A 15,460-nucleotide genomic window follows, 5' to 3' on the forward strand; every position below is an offset into this window, starting at 1 on the left:
ATGACTGCCATCCAAACTGAAACTGCTGCCGTTTCCCCCACTGAGACGACTGTGGAGCACGTCCTCACCCTCGACTGCCCTGAGGGTCCCGGAATTGTCCACGCGGTGTCCGGCTTCCTGCTGGAACACGGCTGCGACATCATCGACAACAAGCAGTTCGGCGATCGCGCCGAACGCCACTTCTTCATGCGGGTACACTTCGCGTCCGACGCCGGCACCTCCACTGTTGATGAGCTGCGGGCCGCTTTCTCTCCAGTAGGCGAGAAGTACGGCATGAACTGGCAGCTGGAGCGCCAGGGGTACAAGCGCCGCGTGCTGATCATGGTCTCGAAGTTCGGGCACTGCCTGAACGACTTGCTGTTCCGCGCACGGATCGGTGAGCTGCCCATTGACGTGGTGGGTGTCGTGTCCAACCACACCGACCATCAGGGTTTGGCAGAGTGGCATGGGATTCCGTTCTTCCACGTTCCTGTCACGGCTGCCACCAAGCCTGCAGCCGAGGGTCGCTTGCTGGAGATCATCGATGAACTGGACGTTGAGCTCATTGTCCTTGCCCGCTACATGCAGGTACTCAGCGACGACCTCGCCCGCAAGCTCGACGGCCGGGCGATCAACATCCACCACTCGTTCCTGCCGAGCTTCAAGGGTGCCAAGCCCTACCACCAGGCCTACGCGCGTGGCGTGAAAACTGTGGGTGCCACTGCCCACTACGTGAATGGCGAGTTGGACGAAGGACCAATCATCGCCCAGCAGGTAGTGGAGGTGGACCACACGTTCGGGCCGGACGATCTCGTAGCCGCCGGCCGGGACACAGAATGCAAGGCCCTCAGCAACGCCGTTCGCTGGCACTGCGAGGGGCGGATCATCCTGAATGGGACCAGGACGATCGTGTTGAAGTAGGCCTTGACTACCCGATTCGACGGTTTGCTGCGCGTTAGACGGTTTGAGCCGTCGAGTGGGCAGCGAGCCGTCGAATTGGTGGTTAAAGGCCGCTACAAGCGGGCAACCTTCGTTGCCAGATGCAAGGCCCCGAGCCGGCCAGTCCCCCGTGGATCTCCCCCGCACAGGTCAAAAATCCGCTGCAGCCTGTGATGCATGGACTGCCGCTCCAGGTGCAACCCACGTGCCGCTTGGGCCGTGTTGCATCCCGAATCCAACCAGACGGTCAGCGTGCGCAACAGCTCGGACTTTTTCAGGCGGTCATGCTCGAGGACGGCGCCCAGCTGCCGCTGGACGAACCCTTCGCGCGCGGCCGGGTCCAGGGACTCTTGGGCAAGGAGCTCCACCGCCAAGGTGTCAGCATCCACCACACCCCCGGTGCCCGGATCCAGGCCAAGCGCCCGCCGCGCCTCAGCCAGGGACCATGGCGCATCATCTATGCCGACACCCAACGGCCCGACAGCCACCGCAGAGCCGGCCGGCACCTCCAAGCGACGCAACGCATCCAACAGCGAACGCCGGGTGGCAGCCCCGTCGCCCAAGGCGGCGAGCGCGATCAGTTCAGCATTGCCCGCATAGCTTGCGCTGTGCGGAACACACTCGCGCAGCAGGGCATCCACGGCAGGGCGCAAGTGCCCTGCGCCTGTTGATCGAATCACGACGGCGGCTACCGCGCCGTCCGTGGGGAAGCCCGACGCAGGTCCGAGCTGCTGAAGTTGCCAACGCTGACTCCCCGAATTGATGGCACGCATGAGCTCGATTCCCGCCAGCTCCTTCAACCCCGGCGGCATGCGTTGCATCAACGCCAATCCGAGGATGTCGACGGAACGCTCCCCGGCCACGCGCGCCAGGCCACCGTCGCCGCCGTCGGGCATGACCAACTCAAGGCGGGCCGCAAGGACTCCCCGCACCGGAACGTCCACCACGGTGACGCTCCCGCCGTCGTCCATTCCAGAAATGCCGCCGGCGGCGCCGAGGGTGAGGCCCGACGGCGAGACCAGCCGCGCGCTGGCACCTGTCCTTTCGGACAGGACAGCCAGGAGCTGGTCGAGTCCGCCGCCGTGGGCAAGTTCGGCGGCCATGGCATGGCTGGCTTGGTCGGCATGTTGGAGGTGCTCCACGGATTCGCTGACCAACAGGGAATTGATCTCCTGCATTACGCCGACGAACGGGACAACCTGGCGCAGTTCGATCACCGGCAATCCGGCAGCCTCGGCCACCTCCAGCATGATGGCCGGCACCTCGGGAAGCGCCGGGCCGGTTTCCAGCGCCAGCGCCGCGATCCCCCGGGCCGCCAGCTCGCGGACGTAGTTGGCCTGCCGTTCCGCGGTCACGCCGGCGAGCGCCTGCCCACCGCTGAGCAGCAGTTCGCCGCCACTGAGGAGCGGGGCGATGTCCAGCACTTCGCTTGAGTGCACCCAACGGACCGGCCGGGAGAGCGCGTCCGGCACATCGTTGAGGACCCGGGGGTCCGCAGATTTCAGGCTTTGGTACTCCAGAGCTGCTCCCAGCACAATGGACATGACACTCCGTACGGTCCTTGATGGCTTGTTTAGACACATAGTATCTTGTTGCTGTGATCTGGGGCACATACGCTGAAAGGGTCCCTTTCACACACGGAGGCTCTCCCCATGCAAGACAACCTCTCCCCTTCGCCTTCAAGCCCAGCGCAGTCAGGTCCGGCAACGGCGCCGGCCCACGACAGTGAAGCCTGGCTCCAACCCATCCCCGAGGCAGACCGTACGCGCAAGGTTTCCGGACAGTTCTGGATCTGGGCAGGCGCAAACCTCGCCCCTATTAACTGGGTGCTGGGTGCACTCGGAATCCACCTCGGCCTCGGCTTCGCGGACACCGTCATTGTCCTGGTCCTTGGAAACCTGATCGGCATGCTGCTCTTCGGCTGCTTCGTGCTCCTCGGCCAGAAAACCGGCGCTACGGGAATGGTGCTGGCCCGCGCAGCCTTCGGCCGCCGCGGCAACTACCTCCCCGCCGCCATCCAGGCCCTTTTGGTGATCGGCTGGTGCGCCGTCAATACCTGGATCATCCTGGACCTGGTGATGGCATTGTTCGGCACCCTTGGCTGGGTAGATCCCGAGGCCAAGAACTACGCCTGGAAGATCGGCGTCGCCACCGCCATCATGGCAGCCCAGGTAGCCATCGCCTGGTTCGGTTACAAGGCCATCGCAGCTTTTGAAAAGTGGACCGTCCCGCCCACCATCATCATCCTGGCTGTCATGTCATGCGTGGCGTGGTTCGGCATGAAGATCGACTGGGGGTACGCAGGTCCCGCCGGTAACATCCTGGAAGGATCCGAGCGGATCGCCGCCATGAGTGCAGTGATGACAGCAATCGGCATCGGCTGGGGCATCACGTGGTTCACTTACGCTGCCGATTACTCCCGCTTCGTCAGCACTTCGGTTCCCAAGCGAAAGGTTTACCTCGCATCAGTTCTCGGCCAGTTCATCCCCGTGGTGTGGCTTGGCGTCCTCGGTGCCAGCCTGGCTACCAACAGCGGCGAGATCGATCCCGGTAAGTTGATCGTCCAGAATTTCGGCGTCCTTGCCCTCCCGGTCCTTCTCATGGTCCTGCACGGCCCCATCGCCACCAACATCCTCAATATCTACACCTTCTCCGTGGCCACGCAGGCCCTGGACATCAAGATCAGCCGCCGCAAACTGAACCTCTTCGTCGGCGTCTTCTCGCTTATCGCCGTCGTGTTCTTCATCTTCCAAGAGGACTTCGCGGCAGTGCTCGATGCCTGGCTGATCGGTCTGGTTGCCTGGGTGGCCGCCTGGGGCGGAGTCATGCTGGTGCACTACTTCTGGCTGGAAAAGCGTTGGCCTGCCAAGGTTGACCGCCTGTTCGACGCCGTGGGAACGCACCGCTTGCCCGTCATCAACTGGGCCGGAATCCTATCCCTGCTGATCGGCATCTTCTCCACCTGGCTGTTCATGTACGGACTGGTTCCCGCCATGCAGGGCCCCATCGCCGTGGCATTGGGCGGGTGGGATCTCTCCTGGCTGGCTGGGGGACTCACCAGCGCGGCAGCCTATGCAATCCTCGGGCCACGGGCCCACAAGAAGTTCATCCTCGCGGACTCGAACCATGTGTCGGCAACACAGCCGGTACCGGCCGCTCCGGCAGTTCCCGAAAGGACCACAGCATGAACCAGCCCGCTTTCGCTGATTCACTCCACCCGATCACGTGGCCCGAGGGCTACCGGGCCGCAGCGTCCTTCACGTTCGACGTCGATGCCGAGTCGTGCACCATCGCCCATGACCCTTCCAGCACGCGGCGCATGTCCCTTATGAGCCACCAGTCGTACGGCCCCAAGATCGCCGTGCCGCGTTTGCTCCAGATCCTGGACCGCCAGGACATCAAGGCTTCCTTTTTCATTCCGGGTTTCACAGCCGAGAGCTACCCTGACGTCGTTCGCAGGATCGCCGACGGTGGGCACGAGATCGCCCACCACGGCTACCTCCACGAGCCTATGCAGGGCATCGACGCCGCTACCGAGGCCAGTTATCTGGACCGCGGCCTGGAGGCCCTCGCGAACGTTGCCGGCATCAGGCCCGTGGGTTACCGGGCACCTTGGTGGGAGCTGAACTGGCAGTCACCTGCCCTATTGGCGGACCGCGGCTTCCTCTATGATTCGAGCCTGCTCGACGGCGATGCCCCCTACCGCATGGCCGTCGCCGAGGGCGACTCCAGGGACATCGTGGAGATCCCAGTGGACTGGGCACTGGACGACTGGGAGCAATATGGGTTCTACCCTGGCGTCACGGGGAGCGGGGTCATCGAGAGCCCGGCCAAGGCGCTCGAAATGTGGACCCTCGAGGCCCAGGCGCACCACGCCCAGGGAAGCTGCTTCGTCCTGACCAACCACCCGTTCATCTCCGGCCGGCCGTCCCGGGCTGTGGCTTTGGAACAGTTGATCGAGCGGGTCAAGGACCTGGATGGCATGTGGGTCACCACGTTGGCCAGGATCGCGCAACACACCAAGGACACCGTGCACGAAATCCACACCCACGCCCGAATCGACATCCCGCTGTTCCCGGGAGCCGGAGCAACCTTCCGCCCTGCACAGGTCAAAGCGCCCCTCCCCGCGCACCACTAATTCCACCGCCCAGATGGCAGAAGATGACAATCCTGGAGCTCGGGATTGCCATCTTTTGCCATCCCGGCGCGGTGTTTAAGGGCTTTAACCGTTCACGGCGTTGATCCACACTCCGATGATCCATGTACTTGCTGCGGCACACGCCAGCCCGAACTCCACAAGGATCCCGATGCCGGTGGCTTTGAGCGCGGCGCCACTGGATTTCAAGGCATCAGGGAAGTTGCGGGTGCGCTGGACTTCGCTCAGGAGAAGTCCGGCGGCGAACCCCACAAAGAGCCCCACCACGGGAATGACGAACATTCCCACGACGCCCAGGACCACGCCGATCAGCACCGACCGGTTGGGGATGCCATGCTGCTTCAGCTTGCGTCCGGTCAGCACCGCGCTGGCGGCCATCCCCGCCACCACAAACACCATTCCGACGGCGAAGATCACCCATCCCAGCGGACCGGCACCTCCCCAGATGGCCCATGCCAACAGGCTTGCGCCGATAAGAATGCTGCCCGGAAGCACGGGAATGATGGTTCCGGCCACACCGACCGCGATGGCCAGGCCGCACAGGATGGTCACGATGAGTTCGGCGTTCATGCCCCTCAGTCTAGGTGGCGCCCGAAAACAAACGGCGTCCGCGAGCTGTATGAACAACTAGCCAACCAAGGCCAATGACTAATCCTCGGCTACACAGAAATGATCGGGAAACAGCAGATTAACGCCAATCCAACTTGTCTATACAACTGGCGATTTTCCTTGATTAGCCCGTCTCCGCGCGGCAGGGTTGAGGAGTCAGGCTGTCGGCAACACTCAGCCAACAGCTCCCACTCGGACCCGAACCTGGAGAAAACATTGGACAACGCACGTCCTTTTCGCACCACCACGGCAACTGCCGCACTAACGCTCGCCGCCGCCGTCGTACTCCCGTCCGCTGCGATAGCCGCGCCTCCGGGACCGGACGCGCCCGACACCCGGTCCGCAAGCACCGCCAGCCGCCCTGCCCATGCTCCATACGCAGGGCTTCCCGATGGGACCAAGCGCAAGAAGACCTTGGTGATTGGCCTCGATGGCGCCGCAATCGCCAAGTTTCCCGCTGCCGGCGTGCCGAATATCCAAAGCGTGGTCGACTCCGGCATGACCGCCAAGAGCAACCTGTTCGCTAACCCGATGGCCCCTACCGTCTCGGGAGCGGGCTGGTCGAGCATCGCGACTGGAGTGTGGCCGGACAAGCACAACGTGGTGGACAACAACTTCACGGCACCCAATTACAGCCAGTACCCGGACTACCTGAGCCGCCTCGAATCGACCCAACCCAAAGCCTCCACCCTGGTTGTGGGCACTTGGTCTCCCATCCCCCAAACGGTGTTCGGCGAAAAGGTTGACCTGAGGATCGCCGGAGGAAACGACGCCGGCACCACGGCGAAGGCCGTGGATTACCTTGCCAATGGCAACCCGGACAGCACGTTCGTCCACTTGGACGAGGTTGACGGCGCGGGCCACTCCTACGGCACCGAGCGTGAGGAATACCTGGCGGCCCTGCGCACGGCGGACGGCCAGGTCGGCGAGATCCTGAATGCCGTGAAAAACCGTCCCAGCTACACGTCCGAGGATTGGCTGGTGGTTCTAACAGCCGACCACGGACACACCCCCACAGGTGGCCACGGTGGCAACACACCCGCCGAGCGCCAGACGTTCGTCATCGCCGAGGGCAAGGGGATTAAGGCCGGTACCGTCCGCAACGACGTCAAGATCACGGACATCGCACCCACTGTGCTGAAGCACGAAGGAGTCAAGACCGACGCCGCCTGGAACCTCGACGGGCAGGCCATCGCCGACATCAAAGCAGACGGCTTCGATTCCCTGCGGGACAGCCTGCGCACCCGCGCCGACGAAACCGCGCCAGCCGCCGATGTGAAGGGGTGGACCACCACCGCGCCCGAAGGCTGGAGTATCGACAACTCCGCCATGCCGGCCGGCGGTGTGACCGAATGGCGCGGCTGGTCGTTCGCCACCGACGAGTTCTGGACCAACACCGACCGCAACCAGGGCCGCGAGACCTCCGTCCGCAACCGCAACGTCTTCGCTGTCGCCGACTCCGATGAGTGGGATGACAAGGCACACGACGCCGGACTATTCGACTCCACCCTCGTAAGCCCCGAATTCAAGGTCAAGGGCGGCAAGGCGGCAACACTGTCCTTCGCCTCGAACTACAGGATCGACGGACCCCAGAGCGGCGAAGTGTTTGTCAGCTACGACGGCGGAGTCCCGCAGCTGGTGAAGGCCTACACTGCAAACTTCAACGGCTTCGAATCCCTTGCTCTTGAGGTCCCCAAAGGTGCCAAGAAGGCCAAAATCAGCTTCCGATACACCGGAACCAACAGCGCCTTCTGGACAGTTGACCAGGTGAGGCTGGACCGCTGACCCGCCAACGGCAGGATTAACCAAAGAACGACGGCGACGCTCCCCAGCACGGGAGGCGTCGCCGTCGTCGGTCTTTCGTCAGTAGCCGCTATTCGGTGACTGCAGCAGCAACAGCTGCGGTGACGGCCGGTGCCACGCGGGCATCCAGCGGGCTCGGCACGATGTAGTCGGCGGAGAGGTCCTCCGCGGCGAGCTCAGCAATGGCGTTGGCGGCGGCGATCTTCATGGCGGGCGTGATGCGGCGGGCCTTGGCATCGAGTGCGCCACGGAAGATACCCGGGAAAGCCAGGACGTTGTTGATCTGGTTCGGGAAGTCGCTGCGGCCGGTGGCAACAACGGCCGCGTACTTCTGGGCAACCTCAGGGAGAACTTCCGGGTCCGGGTTGGACAAGGCGAACACGATCGACTGATCGTTCATCAGCTTCAGGTGCTCTTCGTCCAGCTTGGAGGAGGAGACGCCCACGAATACATCGGCGCCGGTCAGCCCCTCGCCCGGACCGCCGGTGATGCCGCGCGGGTTGGTGCGCTGGGCCATGCGGGCCTTGACGCTGCCGGGATCGGCCACAAGGTCGGCGCGCTCAGCGTTGACGACGCCCTTGGAGTCGAGCAGGATGACGTCCTTGATGCCAACAGCAAGAAGAATCTCGGCAATGGCAATACCTGCCGCACCTGCGCCGGACACGACGACCTTGAGGCCGGCGAGTTCGCGCTGGGTCACCTTGGCCGCGTTGGTCAGGGCAGCGAGAACCACGACGGCGGTGCCGTGCTGGTCATCATGCATGACGGGGCAGTCCAGGGCTTCGATAAGGCGCTCTTCGAGTTCGAAGCAGCGGGGAGCGGAGATGTCTTCGAGGTTCACGGCGCCGAAGCTGGGGCGCAAGCGGACCAGGGTCTCGATGATCTCGTCCACGTTGGTGGTGTTGAGCACCAGCGGAATGGAGTCGAGGTCGCCGAAGGACTTGAACAGGGCTGACTTGCCTTCCATGACGGGAAGGGAAGCGCTGGGGCCGATGTTGCCGAGGCCAAGGACGGCGGTGCCGTCGCTGACCACGACGACCAGGCGCTCGGCCCAGGTGTGGGTGCGGGCGAGCTCGGGGTTTGCGTGGATTGCGCGGCTGACCTGCGCAACTCCGGGGGTGTAGGCAATGGAAAGGTCGCGCTTGTTGTTCAGCGGGACGGTGCTGGAAATGGTCAGCTTGCCGCCTTCATGGGCTGCGAAGATCTCTTCTTCGGTCAGTACCAGGGCGTCGTTGTCTGTAGCGATTGTCTCGATGGACACGTCTTTGTCTCCTCAGGCTAGCCGTGGACCCACGGCACGATTCGGGCAGGAACAGAACTGCTGTAGCGGACCAAGGGTGGCTGGTCCGGCGTTGCTTCTGCAGATAGGGGCTGCTAGCCGCTTCGGTGTTTCCAGCCTAAGGAGGGGTTGAGGGTACAAGATTCAATACCAAGAGAGACGATTCGAGAGTAAAACGTTCAACCAGAGCCAATTGTGATCCAGGTCATACAAAAAAGCGTGTTCTGAGAGCCTCGCGGTCTAGACCAGTGGGAACTTTTCGTCATTCACCGGTCAGCAGGGTGCAGGCTTTCTTCAGATCTTTCTCCGCCTCAAACAACGACAACCGGCGGCAACGCACTGCCTGGACAAGACCACTGACCAGGTGCAGCAGGATCCTGGCCCTGACAGCATCCTTGCCCGTGTCCTTGCTCAGTGAACCAACCACTTCCTCGGACAGCGCATCGATCTCCCGCAATAGCTGCGCGGTGTCATCGTCCTTGCCTGCGGGCCGGATAAGGCAGTGCTCCACACCCGGCTGCATGACCCTCAAGTGGAAGATCTCCATCATCAAACCCGCGAGCGCATGGCCCTTACCCTCGCGACGACGAACACCGTCGCGAAGCTCCCGCAGCTGCTGCCTGTAAACGGCCAGCATCAGGTGGGCTGTGGAGGGAAAGTATCGGTACAGCGTGCCGAGCGGGATGTCGGCCCGCGCGGCGACGTCGGAAAGGCTCAAGGTATCGAACTGCCGCTGGGCAAAGCCGGCCGCCGTTTTCAGGATCCGGGCATAGCGCAGCTGCTGCCGCGGTGTCGTCGGCGCGGCGGCCATACGGGGCAACCCCGTGGTCAGGTCAAGGGAGTACGGTTCCAGTGAGTTTGATACGGGCATTTCCGGCGATCTCTTGGCAGGCTGACAAGGAAGCGGCCGGCTGGGGTCAAAGACCCGTGGCTGGCCGATCGCATCAATGATACGGGAGCTAAATGACCGTTTCCTGAGAGCTCGCCTGACCTGGAAGCGCGCATGCCGCTCCCAGCCATTGGCGTTCCGCCCGCATACACTTCATGAAGGTTTGAGCTGCTGCTTGGGAGGAACACAATGGGGAGATTTCGACGCCGGATGGCAGCAACGCTGCTGACTGCCGCTGTGGCGGCCATGGCACTTTGTCCCCTGCCGGCGTCGGCCGCTACCAGCAGCGGACCGGACCCCATCCTCAGCGGTGAAGCCTTCGTCGGCCAGAAGCTCACAACTGAGATCGGCCCCTACACGTTCTATGGCTGCGGGGGCGGCAAGGGCCCGGATTTCACCATCTACTGGACCCGTGACGGATTCCTGGTCGCCGGCGAGACCGCGCGGACGTATGCCCTGCAGGCGGATGACACCGGAGCCCGCATGGCCGTCCATGTCACAGCCAGCAAGACGGCCTGTGGTGGCGAGTCGCTGCACAGCGACGAGACCAAGCCCGTGGGCGCCGCCAACCGGGCTGCGGGTTTCACCGGCCGAAGCTTCGAACTCCTGACGCGCGGCAACGACGGCGCGTTGCAGCTCTTCGGTCGCAAAGGCACCGCCTGGGAAGCGGCCCGGACCGTGGGCTGGGGCTGGAACATCTTCAATCTGACCCTGTCACCCGGGGACTTCAACGGCGACGGCAAGGGCGATGTGATCGCGAGGGACGCCGCCGGAACCCTGTATCTCTACGCAGGGGATGGAACGGGCGGTTGGAAACCGGCACAGACCATCGGCAAGGGGTGGAACGTCTTCGACACGATCGTCAGCCCCGGAGACTTCAACGGCGACGGCCACAACGACATCCTCGCCCGCGAACCGGGCGGGGCCCTCTACCTGTACCCGGGCAACGGTTCCGGAGGCTGGTTGGCGAGAACCGCCGTCGGGCAGGGCTGGCAGGTGATGGACGCGCTGCTGACGCCGGGAGACTTCAACGGTGACGGCAATGTGGACGTGCTGGCGCGCGACCGCAGCGGGTACCTGTACTACTACGGTGGCAATGGGGCCGGCGGCTGGACCAGGTCCTGGCTCATTGGGGTCGGTTGGAACGCGTTGAAGGCTGCGGGCGCGGCCGGCGACTTCGACAATGACGGCTTCAACGACGTTTATGGCGTCGATCAGCAGGGCCGCCTGGTGATTTATTACGGCAACGGCCGCACCGGTTGGCGCGGGTCTGAGGTCGCCGGGAATGGTTGGGGAGGTTTCACAGCGATCTTCTAGAGAAAACCCAGTCGCGGTAGAATTAGCCGCATAAAGTCTGGGGAGGACATCATGAACGCACCAACGCGCCCTACGTCAGGTGTGCGCCGAGTGGTGGCTGGCATTGCAGCGGCAGTTGTTGCCGCGGTGGCTTTCGCGCCCGCACCGGCCATGGCAACCATGGACCCTTCGAATCCCGTGATTCATGGCGCGCCGTTTGTCGGCTCAACGCTCACGCTTGAGATCGATCCTGCTTCCTACCGTGGCTGCGGCGCCGCTGCCGGCCCGGACTACCGGATTTACTGGACCCGTGACGGCGTCCTCGCCGAGGACCACTGGGACTGGTGGCGCTACACGCTGGGCGAAGAGGACCGCGGCAAGACCATCGCCGCCCACGTCGCAGCCAGCCAGAACGGGTGCGAGCCGCTGGAAGTCTCCAGCGAAGAAACCGCCCCCATCTCTGCCTCCAACAGGGCAAACGGCTTCACCAGTCGCGGCAGTTACGAAATGCTCGCGCGCCGCACTGACGGCACGCTCATGCTTTACCCACGTCTGAACAACGCCTGGGAGTCAGCCAGAACGGTCGGCCCAGGCTGGAACGGCTTCGGCACGGTGGTTTCGCCCGGCGACTTCGACTCCGATGGCACCAACGACATCCTGGCCAAGGATTCCGCCGGAAATCTCTTCCTCTACGCAGGCAAAGGCGACGGCGGGTTCTACGCCGGACGCCAGGTAGGCAGTGGTTGGAACGCGTTCAATTCCGTGGTCTCCCCCGGTGACTTCAACGGTGACGGACACAATGACATCCTTGCCCGCGATTCCGCCGGGCTCCTGTATCTGTACCCGGGCAACGGCGACGGCGGCTGGCTTGGCCGGTCGGTTGTCGGCAGCGGCTGGAACGTGGTCAACAAGATGATCACGCCCGGTGACTTCAACGGCGATAACAACGTTGACATCCTTGCCCGCGACGCGGCCGGTGCATTGCGCTTGTACCGAGGCAACGGTGCAGGCGGCTGGAACGGAATGACCGTCGTCGGCCAGGGCTGGGGCGGCATGACCACCATTGGCGCGGCTGGCGACATCGACGGCAACGGCAATGCAGATGTTTACGCTGTGGACGGCTCCGGCCAACTGCTTGCTTACTATGGCGATGGCGACGGCGGCTGGAACGGCGCCGGTGCCATCGGTTGGGGCTGGGGCGGGTTCAACGCAGTGTTCTAGGGGGAACCATGACAACTCTTTCTTCCATGCGTGACGCGGGGACAGGAATTCGCATCCTCCTGGCCGCTCTTTTGTGCGCCGCGCTGGCGATCGCAGTTCCTACCCCGCGCGCCGTGGCCGCAGGACCGGACGTACCGCTGCCCACCGTAGTGACGCGGACATCGCCGGCCACAGTGGTACCGGGCAACACCATCTCCTTGTCGTTCACCCTGAGCGGCCCCGCCCAGGAAGTAGGATTCACCTACGTCAACGAAGACACGTTGGAGCAGGCAACCCTGTACGGGCCCACCAGCCAAGCGCCTGGACCGTACAGCGCCCAGGCCAAGATTCCCGTTAACGGCAGCGCATTTAAGCGGACAGGGCGCTACAAGCTCCTCAGCGTCAACATCGCGCTTCCAGCCGGCAAAGGCTCCGTCCGCTATGGCCGCGACGGCAACATCCTCTTCCTCAGCCAAGGCCTCGAAGCCCCGACCCAGCGGCCCGGCGCCCTGGACGGCGTCGACTTCTCCGTCAACAACCCCAACTTCCCGCTGATAGACAACCCCAACACCAAGCCCCCCGTCGTCTCCGGCGTGGCGCGCTATGACCAAGTGCTGACCACCGACAACGGCACCTGGACCTCCCCACCCACCGGCTTCGCCTACCAGTGGCTCCGCAACGGCCAGCCAATCACCGGCGCGACCCTCAACAACTACCGGGTAGCCGAAGCCGACCTGGACCAGACCCTGTCAGTCCGGGTCACGGCCACGAAGGCTGGATACCGGGCTGTGTCAGCATCCTCGCTGCCACTCACACCCACATCGCCCATCACTGCCACCGCCCCTACGCTGCAAGGCAGACTGACAGTTGGCGAGAAGCTCACCGGCGCGTTCAACGAGGGCAGCGTCGCCACGGGCACAGCCGGCGGCGCCGTCAGCGTCAAGTACGAATGGGTGCGGAACGGAACCCCAATCAACGGGGCCACCGCCAAAACCTACACCCTGACCGCAGCCGACCGTGGCGCCGTCGTCGGCTTCCGCGCGGTTGTCCAGGCTGGCAATCCCGCCACGGCCACGAGGCCGTTTACGGTCTACAGCCGCACTGTAGTGCGGAACAAGGCCCACACATCAGGGTTCGACGCCGGTACCTCCTTGGATCTGTTCGCCCGGAACGCTGCGGCGAACCTCCTCCTGTACCCCACAGACGGCGCCGGGCGTTGGCAAGCGGTGAAGACCATCGGGTTCGGCTGGGGTGGTTTCGATCTCGTTTTCAACGCCGGCGACTTCAACGGCGACGGCTTCAACGACGTCCTGGCGCGCGACGATGCCGGCACCCTGTTCCTCTACCCCGGCAATGGGACCGGCGGTTGGCTGCCGCGCAAGGAAGTCGGCTGGGGCTGGGACGTCTTTGACTCCGTCTTTGCGGCGGGTGACTTCTCAGGGGACGGCAACAACGACCTCCTTGCCCGGACGCCCTCAGGCGCCCTCGTGCTGTATCCCGGCAACGGGGTCGGCGGATTCCGCTCCCCCGGCGCCGTTGGCCAGGGCTGGGAAGCCCTCAACCAAGTCTTCTCCCCCGGTGATTTCGACGGCGACGGCAACCCCGATGTCATGGGCCGCGATGGTGCCGGGAACCTCCGGCTCTACGGCGGCAACGGCAAGGGTGGGTGGACGACAGCCAAGGCCATCGGCACCGGCTGGAACGTCATGGGCCGAATCGGCGGTGCGGGCGATTTCAACGGCGACGGCTTAAACGACGTCTGGGCCATCGACTCCGCCGGCCAACTGAACATGTATTACGGCAACGGCAGCGGCGGTTGGAAAGGCGCCGGTGTTGTTGGCTGGGGCTGGGGCGGGTTCACCGCTGTGTTCTAAGCCGATTTCGGTTGCGTTTTGGGTTTTGACTTGTCTTTTTCGTGAATCTTTGCCAGCGAATTCCCAGCCATCGGTTCTGCCAATGTACTCTCAATTCACTGACACCCGCCGGCCCCCTGGGACCGGCTTGAATTGGGGGAACAATGGGGAGCACTCGTCTGCGCCGTGCACGCACCTGGCTGGCCGCATTTGCGAGCGGCATCGTCGTGATTTCTGGTCTTGGTTTCGCGCCGGCTGCCCATGCCGACGACTTCTTCGCGCCGGTTCCGGTCGCCGTGTCGACGACGCCGAACTCGTTCGAGGCCGGAGGACAGGCAACATCGAGGATCACCTTCCAGGCAACAAGTCCCATCGCCGACGTGTACGTGGCGTTCCGACACGCAGCTACCAACACCGTTCACAGGCAGCTGACGCAGGGCTCCTACAACGCCTCTGACTCGACGTATTCATTTGACGTGTTCGCTGAACAGCAGACCCCATCAGGTGCCTATCTTGCCCAGTACGTAGAAATCCACACCACCGCGGGCAACGTAGTGGTCTATTGGCGCGACGGATCACTCATCGAGAACCAGGGCAACCTGGCTATCCCCGGAGTCGATGCAGTGAGGCTCGACGCCATGGACTTCACCTACTCCACCCCGCTGGATCGTCCCCACACCACCGGGTTCTACCGTGAGTACTGGGATCCCTACACCATGAACTTGATGGTCCGCGACCCCTTGGGCCGTCTGGGCATGTACACCACTGGAGGGAACGGCACATGGAAGGGAGCCTACGAAGTCGGCTCCGGATGGAACATCTTCAATGTGATGCTCGCAGCCGGCGACTTCAACAACGACGGCGAAAATGACGTGATCGCACGCGACGCTTCCGGTGCTCTGTTCCTTTACCCTGGCGACTGGCATGGCGGCTGGTATCCGCGACAGCAGATCGGCTGGGGTTGGGGAATCTTCACAACAATTATCGCAGCTGACGATTTCAGCGGAGATGGCAACAACGACCTCCTGGCGCGCAGGCCTTCCGGCGAGCTCGTTCTGTATCCAGGCAATGGACAGGGCGGCTTCCTCGCAGCAAGCACTGTCGGGTGGGGCTGGAACGGCATGACGTCCATCTTCTCCCCGGGCGACTTCGACGGCGACCACAAGCCCGACATCCTGGCCCGTGACACTGCCGGGAACCTGCGATTCTACGGTGGCAACGGACGCGGTGGATGGACCACAAGCAGCGTGATCGGCCAGGGATGGAACGCCATCACCAAACTGGGTGGTGCAGGAGACTTCAACGGCGACGGCGCAAACGATGTCTGGGGCGTCGACACCTCCGGACAGATGCGCATGTATTACGGCAACGGCTCCGGCGGTTGGAAGACCTCGGGCGTAGTCGGTTGGGGTTGGGGCGGCTTCAATGCCGTCTTCTAGGAGCTTTCGATAGCTCAT

At 63.6% G+C, this 15,460-nt stretch carries 12 protein-coding genes; 8 read left to right on the plus strand and 4 right to left on the minus strand.

Going from position 1 to position 15,460, the window contains the following annotated elements:
- The gene (gene purU / locus J3D46_RS02360) at nt 1-900 is read left to right on the plus strand and encodes a formyltetrahydrofolate deformylase (RefSeq protein ID WP_231340255.1); all 900 of its coding nucleotides are present in this window, start codon (nt 1-3) and stop codon (nt 898-900) included.
- Between the two features lie 92 nt (nt 901-992).
- Here the strand turns inward: purU and J3D46_RS02365 are convergent, their stop codons facing one another.
- Nucleotides 993-2,462 (minus strand): PucR family transcriptional regulator, encoded by a 1,470-nt coding sequence (locus tag J3D46_RS02365; RefSeq protein ID WP_253464878.1) that lies wholly within the window; start codon nt 2,460-2,462, stop codon nt 993-995.
- A 108-nt stretch (nt 2,463-2,570) separates the two neighbouring features.
- On the opposite strand from J3D46_RS02365, the gene J3D46_RS02370 reads away from it, so the two are divergent.
- Complete coding sequence (locus J3D46_RS02370; protein WP_253464882.1) at nt 2,571-4,106, plus strand: cytosine permease; 1,536 nt, start codon at nt 2,571-2,573, stop codon at nt 4,104-4,106.
- Nucleotides 4,103-5,056 carry a polysaccharide deacetylase gene (locus J3D46_RS02375; RefSeq protein WP_159708236.1) on the plus strand — a complete coding sequence of 318 codons (954 nt, stop codon included), beginning with the start codon at nt 4,103-4,105 and terminating at the stop codon, nt 5,054-5,056. The genes J3D46_RS02370 and J3D46_RS02375 overlap by 4 nt, the downstream gene beginning before the upstream one ends.
- 84 nt (nt 5,057-5,140) lie before the next feature.
- On the opposite strand, the gene J3D46_RS02380 is transcribed toward J3D46_RS02375, so the two are convergent.
- Entirely contained in the window at nt 5,141-5,644 is a 504-nt protein-coding gene (locus J3D46_RS02380; RefSeq protein WP_253464884.1) for a DUF456 domain-containing protein, read from the minus strand.
- A 255-nt stretch (nt 5,645-5,899) separates the two neighbouring features.
- On the opposite strand from J3D46_RS02380, the gene J3D46_RS02385 reads away from it, so the two are divergent.
- Nucleotides 5,900-7,468, plus strand: a complete 1,569-nt coding sequence (locus J3D46_RS02385) for an alkaline phosphatase family protein (RefSeq protein WP_253464885.1) — start codon at nt 5,900-5,902, stop codon at nt 7,466-7,468.
- Between the two features lie 88 nt (nt 7,469-7,556).
- Here J3D46_RS02385 and J3D46_RS02390 read toward each other — a convergent pair whose 3' ends face one another.
- Both J3D46_RS02390 and J3D46_RS02395 read right to left on the minus strand, forming a co-directional pair.
- Nucleotides 7,557-8,747 carry an NADP-dependent malic enzyme gene (locus J3D46_RS02390; protein ID WP_231340250.1) on the minus strand — a complete coding sequence of 397 codons (1,191 nt, stop codon included), beginning with the start codon at nt 8,745-8,747 and terminating at the stop codon, nt 7,557-7,559.
- A gap of 280 nt (nt 8,748-9,027) precedes the next feature.
- Nucleotides 9,028-9,636, minus strand: a complete 609-nt coding sequence (locus tag J3D46_RS02395) for a TetR/AcrR family transcriptional regulator (RefSeq protein WP_231340249.1) — start codon at nt 9,634-9,636, stop codon at nt 9,028-9,030.
- A gap of 207 nt (nt 9,637-9,843) precedes the next feature.
- On the opposite strand from J3D46_RS02395, the gene J3D46_RS02400 reads away from it, so the two are divergent.
- The 4 genes from J3D46_RS02400 (at nt 9,844) to J3D46_RS02415 (ending at nt 15,442) form a co-directional block, all read left to right on the plus strand.
- On the plus strand, nt 9,844-10,971 hold the full coding sequence (locus J3D46_RS02400) for a VCBS repeat-containing protein (RefSeq protein ID WP_231340248.1): 1,128 nt from the start codon (nt 9,844-9,846) through the stop codon (nt 10,969-10,971).
- A 51-nt stretch (nt 10,972-11,022) separates the two neighbouring features.
- Nucleotides 11,023-12,171 (plus strand): VCBS repeat-containing protein, encoded by a 1,149-nt coding sequence (locus tag J3D46_RS02405; RefSeq protein ID WP_231340247.1) that lies wholly within the window; start codon nt 11,023-11,025, stop codon nt 12,169-12,171.
- An 8-nt stretch (nt 12,172-12,179) separates the two neighbouring features.
- Nucleotides 12,180-14,024 (plus strand): FG-GAP-like repeat-containing protein, encoded by a 1,845-nt coding sequence (locus J3D46_RS02410; RefSeq protein ID WP_253464886.1) that lies wholly within the window; start codon nt 12,180-12,182, stop codon nt 14,022-14,024.
- A gap of 143 nt (nt 14,025-14,167) precedes the next feature.
- Complete coding sequence (locus J3D46_RS02415; protein ID WP_253464887.1) at nt 14,168-15,442, plus strand: VCBS repeat-containing protein; 1,275 nt, start codon at nt 14,168-14,170, stop codon at nt 15,440-15,442.
- Nucleotides 15,443-15,460 lie beyond the last annotated feature (18 nt).

Origin of the sequence: Paenarthrobacter sp. A20 (assembly GCF_024168825.1) — a bacterium.
Classification (GTDB): Bacteria; Actinomycetota; Actinomycetes; order Actinomycetales; family Micrococcaceae; genus Arthrobacter.

Bases quoted from the DNA above. Each gene is read 5' to 3' on its own strand.
- purU (WP_231340255.1), top strand. From the start codon at position 1: ATGACTGCCATCCAAACTGAAACTGCTGCCGTTTCCCCCACTGAGACG.
- J3D46_RS02365 (WP_253464878.1), bottom strand. From the start codon at position 2,462: ATGTCCATTGTGCTGGGAGCAGCTCTGGAGTACCAAAGCCTGAAATCT.
- J3D46_RS02370 (WP_253464882.1), top strand. From the start codon at position 2,571: ATGCAAGACAACCTCTCCCCTTCGCCTTCAAGCCCAGCGCAGTCAGGT.
- J3D46_RS02375 (WP_159708236.1), top strand. From the start codon at position 4,103: ATGAACCAGCCCGCTTTCGCTGATTCACTCCACCCGATCACGTGGCCC.
- J3D46_RS02380 (WP_253464884.1), bottom strand. From the start codon at position 5,644: ATGAACGCCGAACTCATCGTGACCATCCTGTGCGGCCTGGCCATCGCG.
- J3D46_RS02395 (WP_231340249.1), bottom strand. From the start codon at position 9,636: ATGCCCGTATCAAACTCACTGGAACCGTACTCCCTTGACCTGACCACG.
- J3D46_RS02400 (WP_231340248.1), top strand. From the start codon at position 9,844: ATGGGGAGATTTCGACGCCGGATGGCAGCAACGCTGCTGACTGCCGCT.
- J3D46_RS02405 (WP_231340247.1), top strand. From the start codon at position 11,023: ATGAACGCACCAACGCGCCCTACGTCAGGTGTGCGCCGAGTGGTGGCT.
- J3D46_RS02410 (WP_253464886.1), top strand. From the start codon at position 12,180: ATGACAACTCTTTCTTCCATGCGTGACGCGGGGACAGGAATTCGCATC.
- J3D46_RS02415 (WP_253464887.1), top strand. From the start codon at position 14,168: ATGGGGAGCACTCGTCTGCGCCGTGCACGCACCTGGCTGGCCGCATTT.